8 protein-coding genes are annotated in these 10811 nt (G+C 63.9%); 5 read left to right on the top strand and 3 right to left on the bottom strand.

What is annotated here, in order from left to right; genetic code table 11:
• Positions 1 to 689: 689 nt before the first annotated feature.
• Genes recR through dnaX form a run of 3 tightly spaced genes read right to left on the bottom strand, consistent with a single transcriptional unit; the run spans position 690 to position 3285 of the window.
• On the bottom strand, positions 690 to 1292 hold the full coding sequence (gene recR / locus HPY64_11825) for a recombination protein RecR (GenBank protein ID NPV67827.1): 603 nt from the start codon (positions 1290 to 1292) through the stop codon (positions 690 to 692).
• Positions 1293 to 1307: 15 nt separating this feature from the next.
• Positions 1308 to 1628: a YbaB/EbfC family nucleoid-associated protein gene (locus HPY64_11820; GenBank protein ID NPV67826.1), complete on the bottom strand. Its 321-nt coding sequence runs from the start codon at positions 1626 to 1628 to the stop codon at positions 1308 to 1310.
• A gap of 55 nt (positions 1629 to 1683) precedes the next feature.
• On the bottom strand, positions 1684 to 3285 hold the full coding sequence (dnaX, locus tag HPY64_11815) for a DNA polymerase III subunit gamma/tau (protein ID NPV67825.1): 1602 nt from the start codon (positions 3283 to 3285) through the stop codon (positions 1684 to 1686).
• A 485-nt stretch (positions 3286 to 3770) separates the two neighbouring features.
• Between dnaX and HPY64_11810 the strand changes: the two genes are divergently transcribed.
• The 5 genes from HPY64_11810 (at position 3771) to HPY64_11790 (ending at position 10697) form a co-directional block, all read left to right on the top strand.
• Positions 3771 to 4100, top strand: a complete 330-nt coding sequence (locus HPY64_11810) for a cupin domain-containing protein (protein NPV67824.1) — start codon at positions 3771 to 3773, stop codon at positions 4098 to 4100.
• Positions 4101 to 4256: 156 nt separating this feature from the next.
• Positions 4257 to 4442 (top strand): twin-arginine translocase TatA/TatE family subunit, encoded by a 186-nt coding sequence (locus HPY64_11805; GenBank protein NPV67823.1) that lies wholly within the window; start codon positions 4257 to 4259, stop codon positions 4440 to 4442.
• A 189-nt stretch (positions 4443 to 4631) separates the two neighbouring features.
• Positions 4632 to 7385, top strand: coding sequence for an anaerobic glycerol-3-phosphate dehydrogenase subunit A (glpA, locus tag HPY64_11800; protein ID NPV67822.1), 2754 nt, complete (start codon positions 4632 to 4634; stop codon positions 7383 to 7385).
• A 25-nt stretch (positions 7386 to 7410) separates the two neighbouring features.
• Complete coding sequence (locus HPY64_11795) at positions 7411 to 9345, top strand: PAS domain S-box protein (GenBank protein NPV67821.1); 1935 nt, start codon at positions 7411 to 7413, stop codon at positions 9343 to 9345.
• Between the two features lie 50 nt (positions 9346 to 9395).
• Positions 9396 to 10697 carry an anaerobic glycerol-3-phosphate dehydrogenase subunit C gene (locus HPY64_11790; GenBank protein NPV67820.1) on the top strand — a complete coding sequence of 434 codons (1302 nt, stop codon included), beginning with the start codon at positions 9396 to 9398 and terminating at the stop codon, positions 10695 to 10697.
• The last annotated feature ends 114 nt before the right edge of the window (positions 10698 to 10811 follow it).

Raw genomic sequence — 10811 nt, 5'->3', positions numbered from 1 at the left:
AGGCACGCCGCCAGCGTTCATCCTGAGCCAGGATCAAACTCTCCGTATTCGACCTCATCCACCCTTCAGGTGGACTTGAGCCTCGTCTGGCGTCCTTCCTTCCCACTATTCTCTTGTTAAGGTGCATCCTGGAAATTGCTTACGGCTCCGGCGGCTGTCCTGCAGAGACGCAGGTACACCGCTTGCTCCGCTGCCCGCAAAACGGTCTGGTCTGTGAGGTTTTCCGTCTTACGCTGCTCTTTTATAGTAGCATCGTGCTGGCAGGCTGTCAAGACTTGCTCTCTGCATTTCATCTTAACAGAACGCCAGCGGCGGAGTTCAGTGATATTCTTACACAGATGTTACTGTGAAGGTCCCGTTTGCGAATGCCCGCGTATCATATCGGCTTTCGTCAGGACTGTCAAGGGCCAGTTTTGCGGTCTTGGCCTTGTCTTTTAGCGACTACTGGCCACCCCTGGCGCTCTTCCAGCTCTCTGTGCGTACCTCTTACCAGCCTGTGTTGTGAAGGTTCCGTTTGTCACGAGCGTGGGTATCATAGCAGCCGTCAGATAGCGTGTCAAGGGCGATTCTGGCTGTTCTGACCCGCAATTTTCGCCCACCGTTATTGGAGTGTCCTTTCCCTCCACTCCAACGCAAAACCGCCCGGCAGGCGGTTTTGACAGAGTCTTCTAACCATTCCGGCAGAGCGTTCAAAGCTCGTTGCGGCCCTGCAGCGCGCGAATCAGCGTCATGGCGTCCACGTATTCCAAGTCGCCGCCGGTGGGCAGACCACGGGCCAGACGGGTGATCCTGACGCCCAGCGGCGCCAGTTGCTGGCGGATGAACATCGCCGTCGCGTCGCCTTCCAGACCGGGATTGGTGGCGATGATGATCTCCTGCAAACCTTCGGAGTTGACCCGCGCCACCAGTTCACGCACCTTGAGTTGCTCCGGCCCGATGCCGTTGACAGGCGAGATCGCCCCGTGCAGCACATGATACAGCCCGTTGTAGCTGCCGGTGCGCTCGATCGCCAGGACATCCAGCGGCTCTTCCACCACCGCAACCACGCTTCGCTCCCGCCCCGGATCAAGGCAGATCGCGCAGGGGTCGTCGGTGGTGATGTTCCAGCAACGAGAACAAAAGCGCGTGTTGGCCTTAAGATCGGTTAGTGCGGCGGCCAAACTCTCCGCCACCTCAGCCGGGGCGCGCAGCAGGTAATAGGTCAGGCGGGAAGCCGTCTTCGGCCCGATCCCCGGCAAACGGGAAAAGGCATCGATCAGGCGAGTGACAGGTTCGGGAACCGCTTTGCTCATGCCACACCGCTGGCGCTAGAAGCCACCGAGCAGATCGCCCAGGTTCATGCCAGCCATGCCGCCGGTCACACCTTCCATGCGCTGGGCGGCCAGGGCCTGGCTCTGCTCGATAGCCTGGTTGATGCCGGCCACCAGCAGGTCCTGCAGATCGGCCAGCCACTCCTCGTCTTCCAGGTCGATAGCTTCGCGATTGATTGTGATGCTGGTAACCCGCTGGTGGCCGGTGATCACGATGGTCAGCGCGCCGCCGCCAACGGAAACCTCCACCGTCTCTTCCGCCAGCTTCTGCTGGGCTTCCAGCATATCCTGCTGCATCTTCTGGAGCTGTTTGAGCATGCCGGCCTGGCCGCCGGGCAGACCACCGGGCAGACCTCCGCGCCGCACTTTGCCTTTACTCATCGTCTGGTTCCTCTTCTTCTATCGGCTCGGTTCTGATGTCGGATATCGCGCCGCCAAGCTGGTGCACACTGAAGGCGACCAGCTCATCGCTGGCGATTCGCTCCTGGGTATTGGGGTTTGCCGCCCGTTCGCCCTCGCTGTCCACCTCCACACGGAACTGTAGTGGCATCTCAAAGACCTGCTTGAGCGCGGTCAGCAGGGCGCGGCGGCGGTCTGGCGCTTCCAGCTTCTCTTTAAAAATGGCATTCTGGGCAACCATAACCAGCGTGTTGCCCTCGACTTCCCGCACCCGGATATGGTCAAGCAGGGGTGGCAGGTTGCGGTTGTGACGGAAGGCTGCCCGCTGCAAGTCCAGCCATTTCTCCCGGATGGCCAGGAGGCCGATGGCCGGGGGTGTGCCGGGCGGGGCAGCCTCCGGTTCTGGCTCCTCGACAGCGGGTGAGGTCGGGGCGCTCTGAGGGCTGGCTGCGACCGGCGCCTGAACGATCTGCTGGACCACGACGGGCTGTTCCGGGGCGGTCAGGCTTTCCAGCAGGGCCATTTCCAGCGGCAATTGCGGTTGCCAGTCACTGCTGCGATCCTGGGTCGCTTCATTAAACAGACGGATAATCCGCAACAGGCCAGCGCGGCTGATCTGAGCCGCCTGACGCGCATAGGTCTGGCGGGCCTCGCTGGTGTCATCGATGATGGCTTCACCCGCGGTCTGGGTAAGCAGCACATTGCGCAAATGGTCGACCACCTGCCGGGCAAACTGGCGCGGGTCCGCGCCGCCATCAACCGCCGCGTGGATGATCTCCAGCCCGCCGGGGATGTCTCCTGCCAGCAGGGCGTCGACCAGAGCGCTGACGGCTCGCCGTCCTGCCGCGCCCAGCGCCTGCTCAGCCATCGCCAGCGTGATATGCTCACCGGGATCAGCCACAGTTTGATCGAGCAGGCTGATGCTATCGCGGACAGAGCCTGCGCCCTGCCGGGCGATCAGCTCCAGCGCCTCGCGATCAATATGAAACCCTTCCGCCTGTGCGATCCGCGCCAGGTGATCGGTCAGGACAGCCAGCGGCACACGCCGGAACTCGAAGGGCAGGCAACGGCTGAGGATCGTTTCCGGCACTTTTTCGATCTCAGTAGTCGCCAGCACGAAGATGGCGTGTTCCGGCGGTTCTTCAAGGGTTTTGAGCAAGGCGTCAAAGGCAGCAGCAGAGAAGCGATGCACCTCGTCGATGATATAGACCTTGTACTGGCCCTCGCCGGGGGAGAAAGCGATCTTCTCCCGCAGGTCGCGCACATCATCGACGCCGGTATGGCTGGCAGCATCGATCTCGATCAGGTCAAGGAAGCGCCCTTCATTGACCGCCAGACAATGCGGGCAGGCGTTGCACGGTCGCCGCGCCGGGTCTTTGTGCTGGCAGTTGACAGCCTTGGCCAGCAAACGGGCGGTCGTGGTCTTGCCGGTGCCGCGCGGCCCGCTGAACAGGTAGGCGTGGCGAATACGGCCCTTGCGCAACGCGCCCTGAAGCGTACGGGTGATGTGCTCCTGGCCGATGACGTCTTCAAAGCGCATAGGACGCCATTTGTTGTACAGGGCTTGTTCTGGCACGGCGCAGCTTCCTCCCGGACGGGGTCAGGATGGCTGTAGTGTAACACACCTTATCCCCTGCCGCACAGGGGCGAGGCCCGCCCGCGTACACCGCGGCGGAGACAAGGGCGGCAAGAACAGGTAGCAAAGGGCGAAAAAACGCTTTGCGCCAGCTTGAGCGCCAGCGCAAAGGCCTGAAAAGGTTGCGGCCCGATCAGGTGTAAGCCGGGCCAAACATCACAAAGGTTAGCAACACCAGAATCAGGGTTACCAGCAGCGGGATGGTCATGAGTTGCCTGAGCCAGTTGCGCATATACCTGAACCTTTCTAACAGTAAACCGCAGTCTACTTATAGTCTAAGCCTGCCGGCCTGCTGCGGTCAAGGAACACTAAAGGTGCTCTCATTCGGCCAGATCGACGGGCAGTCCGGTCAGTGGCGAAACCCGGCACGCCGGGTATGCTTCAGGCAGTGCAGCATGGTATTCCTGTGAAAGGAGTCGGTTGGCATGGAATTCCCGGAACTGATCACGCGCCTGCCGCTGGCAGATGTGCCATTCCCCGGCGTGGATGGTCACATGCTGCGCTCAGCGGATGGGCTGGTGGTCTTCTTTCACTTCAGGGTGGCAACAACTGTCCCGCCCCATGCTCACGGAGCACAGTGGGGCACGGTCGTCGACGGGACGCTGGAGCTGACCATCGGCGGGGAGACCCGTCTGTACCGCCCCGGCGATTCCTATACCATCCGCGCTGGCGAACTGCACTCGGCGCACATCCCGGCAGGCACGAAGCTGGTTGAGTTCTTTGCCGAGCCGGATCGCTACCGCGCCCGACCGTGAGCGGCTTCGCCGGAGGTAGCAGTGCAATCCGGCAGCTGTGACTTATACGAATGTCCTTATTGCTGCCTGCCGGGCGCGGTATAATGAGGGCAACCGGGTCTCTGGTCTGCCGGGCTATCAGGCCCGTACCGGTATGGCTAGCTGGGGAGAATCCACATGGCACATCTAGGACCAACCGAACTGTTGATCATCCTGGTGATCGTGATCGTCCTGTTTGGCGTGGGGCGCGTGGGCCGGATTGGCGGTGAACTGGGCACGGCCATCCGCGAGTTCCGGCGCGGTCTCCAGGGTGGCGACAAAGAGGAAAGCGAAACCGAGGGCAAAGCCAAGAACAACGATTGACCAGGCGTTGTTATCCAGGCAGCCCGATTCTCAGGGGTGAACATGTTTGTCAGCCCGGTTATTGCACGCCGGGCTTTTGTTAGCCGCCAGGATAGCCACTGTTTGCTACACGCCTGGCAGGCAGGAGACGCTCTGCACAGGGGGAAAATGCATCACGCCTGGCTGGCACGTCCCGTTGGAGGAGGGCTTATGGCAAACCTGGCATGCGATGTGCTGGTGATCGGCGGCGGTGCGACCGGCGTTTGCGCCGCTTACGATCTGGCCCGCCGCGGCTTACAGGTCATCCTGGCTGACCGGAGCGACCTGAGCACCGGCACTTCCGGTCGTTTTCATGGGCTGCTCCATTCCGGCGGGCGCTATGCTGTACGCGATCCTGAATCCGCCCGCGAATGTATCGCCGAGAACCGCATCCTGCGCCGGATTGCCCCCGGCATTGTGGAAGGCACCGGCGGCGTCTTTGTTGCCGCGCCGCAGGATCCGCCGGACTACGCCGACCAGTGGGTGGCCGCCTGCGTCGCAGCGGGCATTGAAACCGAAGAGATCGCCATCCCGGCGTTGCGGCGGCAGGAACCGGCGCTGCGACCCGACCTGGTGCGCGCCTTCCGCGTGCCGGATGGATCGGTCGACGGTTTTGATCTCGGCCATGCCTTTAGCCGCGCCGCGGAGAGCTATGGCGCGCGCTTCCTCCTTTACCACCGGGTGACCGCCCTGGCTTACACCGCAGACGGCATGCGAGCAACCCTGAACAGTGCGGATGGGACCGCAGTGGTGGTCGAGGCTCGCTGGGTACTCAACGCTGGCGGCCCCTGGGCAGGCGAGATCGCGGCGCTGGCCGGGCATGATCTGCGCGTCCGCTGGAGCCGCGGCGTGATGATCGCCATGAACATTCGCTGGGTGAACACTGTGGTCAATCGCCTGCGCCCGCCAGATGATGGCGACATCCTGGTGCCAGTGGGCACGGTCAGCGTGATCGGCACAACCTCGGTGGCTGCCAGCAGTCCGGACGATAACACGATCGAACCTTGGGAAGTCAGCAAGATGCTGGACGAAGGCGAGGCCCTGATCGCCGGGTTCCGGGGGGCGCGGGCGCTACGGGCCTGGTCAGGCGTACGCCCGCTGTACGAGCCGCCGGGCGCAGCGGAAGAAGGCACCGATGGGCGCGGTCTTAAGCGCACCTTTTCCGTCGTCCGGCATGGGCCGGGCTTCACCTCCGTGCTGGGCGGCAAGCTGACCACAGCCAGGTTGATGGCTGAGAAGGCAGCGGATGATGTCTGCGCCGGGCTGGGCATAGACGCGCTATGCACAACAGCCACCGAGCCGCTGCCAGAAGGCACAGAACGCCGCTATCACACACTGGGCCACCGGCTGGCGCTGCTGGAAAGCGGCAGGATGCCCGGCGCCCTGATCTGTGAGTGCGAGATGATCACCCGCCCGCAGCTTGAGGAAGCCATCGCCGCCTACGACCACGTCCCCGCCCTGGACGATCTGCGGCGCGACCTGCGCCTGGGCATGGGGCCATGCCAGGGCGGGTTCTGCGCCGTACGAGCAGCGAGCATCCTGCGGCAGGCCCGCGATCTCCCCGCCAGTGAGGCCGTCGAAGCCCTGCGCGTTTTTGTGGCGGAACGGTTCAAAGGTGGTCGCCCGCTGCTATGGGGCCAGCACCTGCGCCAGTTCCTGCTGGATGAGATGATCTACCGCCGCATTCTGGGCCTCGACGCCTGCGGCGATGCACGCCCGGCGGCGCCGCTGAGTCTGCCTTCCTGGGCCGCAGATGAAGGGCCGATCCCGAAAGCAGCCGGGCGGCGCGTGGTGGTGATCGGGGCCGGGCTGGCCGGGCTGGCCGCCGCCATCCAGGCCGTCCAGGCCGGAGCGCGGGTGCACGTGCTGGCAGCAGGGCTGGGCCGCCTGATCCTGACGCCGGGCTGGTTTGCGCTGGGGCCATTCGCAGGCCACCCGGGCGTGGAAGCGTTCCGCCGCTGGGCTGCCGGGCAGGACCTCATCCGGCTGGCAGAGGGAGGGCGCCTGCCATCGATGCTGGGCATCCCCCGCGCTGTTGACCTCGCCCCGGAAGGGCTGGCGGCTGGCGCGATCGACGGCGCTGTGCCTGTGCTGGTCGTTGGCTTCGCTGGCTGGCGCGACTTTGACGCAGACCTCTGTAGCGCGATGCTGGCCGCGGCGGGGGCGTCCTGCCGGGCCGTGTCTATCGATTTCCCGCCCCGCCATGAAGGCTGGGACCTCAGCCCAACCGAACTGGCCCACCGCTTCGACGATCCGGCTTTCCGCGCCGAAATAGCGCAGCGGGTGCGCGTTCACTTGAATGGTGAGAGGCGCGTCGGCTTCCCGGCGGTGCTGGGATTGCACGATCCCCGCGTCCGGGCGGAGATGGCAGAGCGGATCGGTGTCCCGGTTTTTGAGGTGCCCACGCTGACGCCCTCCGTGGCGGGTACACGACTGTACAACACGCTCAAGCGCTGGCTGCTGCGGCAGGGCGCTCAGGTCCAGGTCGGCCATCCAGTGACGCGCCTGGTAGTGGAGGGTGGCCGAGTGACTGGCGTGGCCGTTGCCAGCGCCGGACGGGAGACCGTCTTCCCCGGTGACGCTTTCATCCTGGCAAGCGGCGGGTTGTATGGCGGCGGCCTGTTGAGCGACGATCATGGCCGTGTCTGGGAACCGATCGCCGGGCTGGCGGTGATGGCCAACAACGACCGTACCGCATGGTTCCGGGATAACCTGCTCGATCCGGAAGGCCACCCGGTGCACGCTTTTGGCGTGCACACCGATGAGGCGCTGCGCCCGCTGGACAAAGCGGACCATCCCGCGTTCACCAACCTGGCTGTGGCCGGTCACGCCCTGGGCGGCTTTAACCCGCTGGTGGGCGGCTATGACGAAGGGCTGGACCTGGCCTCGGCCTATGCCGCCGTGCGTACGGCGCTGCGGGCCTGAAGCCGGGGAAAGCGGAGGGCATCCGATGGACACCAGCGAGAATCAACCGGGTGTGCAGTCCCCTGATCTGGCCGCTGCGCAGGCGCAGATCGCGGCACTGGAGCAGGCGCTGGCCGAGGCCAAGGCCCGCGAGGAGCGTTACCGCCTGCTCTCTGATGCCGCGCTGGAAGGTATCCTGATCCACGAGCGAGGGATCATCCTGGATGCTAACGCTGCGCTTGGAGCCATGTTTGGCTACGCTGTCCATGATCTGATCGGCCAGGACGCCCTGATACTGGCTGCACCGGATACTCGCCCGCTCGTTGCCCAGAAAATCGCCGCGAATTTTGCCGGGGCCTATACCGGCACCGGCCTGCGCAGCGACGGTTCGACTTTCCCGATCGAGATCAACGGCCGCCCCATTCTGTACCGGGGCCGGGCGGCCCGTCTGGCCGTGATCCGCGACCTGACGGAGGTACTGGCGGCCCAGGAAGCGCTCCGCCGTACCCAGGAACGTTACCGGATGCTGGCCGAGCATGTCCGTGATGTGATCTGGACGATGGATGCCAGCGGCCGCTTCACCTATGTCAGCCCCTCGGTCGAATACCTGCGCGGCTACACAGCGGAAGAAGTGATGCAGCAGTCGCTCGACCAGGTGCTGACACCGGCTTCGCTGGCCCAGGTGGAAGACTACCTGCAGGCGCTGCGGGCCGGGAGCAATGATCCCGACCTGCTCGATCCTGATCGCCGCTACGTGCTGGAGCAACCCTGCAAAGATGGCTCCACGATCTGGACGGAAACAAAAGTCAACCTGATTCGCAACGTTGACGGCCGTCCGATCGGCGTGCTGGGTGTTTCCCGCGACATCACCGAACGCCGGCGCTTTGAGGCGGCGCTGGCGCAGGAGCGCACCCTGTTGCGGACCTTGATCGACAACCTGCCGGATAGCGTCTTCGTCAAGGACCTGCAGGGGCGCTTCCTGCTGAACAACGCTGAGTCATTGCGGCGGATGGGGGTTAGCAGCCAGGAGGAAACGCTGGGCAAGGTGACGGCGGATTTCTTCCCGGAGAAGGCCGCCGAATGGGATGCCTTGGAACAGCAGGTAATCCGCACCGGGCGCAAGCTGGTCCATGAGGAAGGGGTCATCCGCAGCGATGGCGATGAGCACTGGATCCGCTCCACGCAGTTCCCACTTTACGATCAGCAGGGCACCATGATCGGGCTGGCTTTCATCAACCAGGACCTCACCGAACAGAAAGCGGCGGAACGGCAGCAATACGAACTGGAGATGGAACGGGAGCGCACCGCTGTGCTGGAGCGCTTCATCGGGGATGCTTCCCATAGCTTCAAGACCCCCCTGACCACGATGCGTGTCAGCCTGGGGGTGTTGAGACGCACGGATGATCCAGCGAAAGTGGCCGAGCATCTCAACATCCTGAGCCTGCAGGTGGATTACCTGGAGCGTACACTGGACGACCTGCTGAACCTGATCCAGCTGGACCGCGACCTGACCCTGGAACTTGAGCGCCTGGATGCCCGCGATCTGATCGACGCGGCGGTGCGCAGCGGGCAGACGATGGCGCTGGGAAAAGGCCACACCCTGGAATGGCAGCGCCCGGATATGGGCTTTCCGGTCTTCGGGGATTTCAGCCGGCTCAAGCGCACGCTGGATGTGATCCTGCTCAATGCGGTCAACTATACCCCTTACGGCGGGACAATCACCTTTGGAGTGAAATCCGAAGGCCGCCAGGTCTGCATCACAGTTGCCGATACCGGCATCGGCATCCCGGACACCGATCTACCTTACATCTTCAACCGCTTCTATCGGGTTGATCCCGCCCGCGATGTCAGCACCGGCGGCATGGGTGTTGGCCTGACTATCGCGCGCAAGATCGTGGAGGCGCACCGGGGCTGGATCAAAGTGGAAAGCGTGCCAGGGCAGGGCACCACCTTCAAGATCTACCTGCCTGTGGCCCAGTGATGGCGTCGGCGGGGAACTGCCAGGCGTTCCAGTGAGGGATGGGATTACCTATGTCTGATCTGCTGCACCTGCTGGAGAACACACCGTTTACCTCCGATCTGTGTGTGAAATGCAACATCTGCACTGCGCATTGCACGGTAGCCCCCCATACCGACCTGTTCCCCGGCCCCAAGCATGTCGGCCCACAGGCCCAGCGAATGCGCCAGCCGGGCGCGCCCTCGGTCGACCACAGCGTGGACTATTGCTCCGGCTGTGGGATTTGCACGCTGGTTTGCCCGCACGGCGTCCGCGTGATGGAGATCAACACTCAGGCCAAGGCGGCTATGGTGGAAACGCACGGAATCAGCCTGCGCAACTGGTTCCTGGGCCGCAATGAGGTCTGGGGGCGGCTGGGGACGCCCTTTGCGCCGCTGCTCAACTTTGGCACGGGCAACCGCGTGCTGCGCTGGGCAGCGGAAAAGACCTTCCGCGTCTCGGCGCGCGCGCCGCTGCCGCGCTGGGCGGGCTATACCTTCCGCGGCTGGTGGGTACGCCGCCAGGCCCGGCGTGGTATCCGGGGGGAAAAAGCCGCCGAAGCCTGCGACCCGGCGCGGACAGTGGTCTACTTTCACGGTTGCGCCACTAACGCCTACGAGCCGCACGTGGGCCGGACGGCAGTCGCCGTCCTGGAGCACCTGGGATTCGAGGTGATCGTGCCGCCCTTGCGTTGTTGCGGCCTGCCCATGCAATCCAACGGAGACTTTAAAGCGGCGCGCCGTTACGCGCGGGAAAACGTAGCCTGGCTGGAACCATACGCCCGGCGTGGCATCCCGATTGTGGGCACAGCAGCGAGCTGCATGATGGCTCTCAAGGGCGACTACATTCACATCCTGAACATGAGCGACGCAGCAACACAGGCCGTTGCCGCGGGAGTGTGGGACTTTATGGAATTTCTGCGCCACCTGCACACGATCGGACGGCTGGACACTAACTTCCGCCGGATCGATCGCCGCCTGCCCTACCACGCCCCATGCCAGCTCAAGGCGCACGGCATAGGCCGCCCGGCGCTGGACGTACTGGCCCTCATTCCGGGGCTGGAGATGGAAGAAATCGACGCCGATTGTTGCGGCATCTGCGGCACGTATGGCTTCAAGGCGGAAAAACGGGCCATTTCCGAGGCAGTTGGCCAGCCGATTGTTGAGCATGTCCGTGAAGGCGGACACGAACAGGTGGTCTGTGACACCGAAACCTGCCGCTGGCAGATCCGCTCGCTGACCGGCGCGGAAACATTCCACCCGGTCATGCTGGTGGCGGAAGCCTATGGCCTGCGTATGGCCGAGATCGACGATTCTCCCCGCCAGCCGGGGGCCTAGGCTGATCTCCACAAGCCGCGGCAAGACCGGGAAACAGCTGGACTCACGATCAGGAGAACAACAAGAGGCCAGACCAGGTGCTTTTAGGCCCCTGGTTGGCCCCTGGTCTACCTC

This window comes from Anaerolineae bacterium, assembly GCA_013178165.1.
Taxonomy (GTDB): domain Bacteria; phylum Chloroflexota; class Anaerolineae; order Aggregatilineales; family Ch27; genus Ch27.
This window is presented reverse-complemented; position numbering and strand designations above follow the sequence as displayed.

Coding starts and splice junctions, on each gene's coding strand:
- HPY64_11805 (NPV67823.1), top strand. CDS start 4,257: ATGGCACATCTAGGACCAACCGAACTGTTGATCATCCTGGTGATCGTG.
- glpA (NPV67822.1), top strand. CDS start 4,632: ATGGCAAACCTGGCATGCGATGTGCTGGTGATCGGCGGCGGTGCGACC.
- HPY64_11820 (NPV67826.1), bottom strand. CDS start 1,628: ATGCTCAAACAGCTCCAGAAGATGCAGCAGGATATGCTGGAAGCCCAG.
- HPY64_11810 (NPV67824.1), top strand. CDS start 3,771: ATGGAATTCCCGGAACTGATCACGCGCCTGCCGCTGGCAGATGTGCCA.
- HPY64_11790 (NPV67820.1), top strand. CDS start 9,396: ATGTCTGATCTGCTGCACCTGCTGGAGAACACACCGTTTACCTCCGAT.
- recR (NPV67827.1), bottom strand. CDS start 1,292: ATGAGCAAAGCGGTTCCCGAACCTGTCACTCGCCTGATCGATGCCTTT.
- HPY64_11795 (NPV67821.1), top strand. CDS start 7,411: ATGGACACCAGCGAGAATCAACCGGGTGTGCAGTCCCCTGATCTGGCC.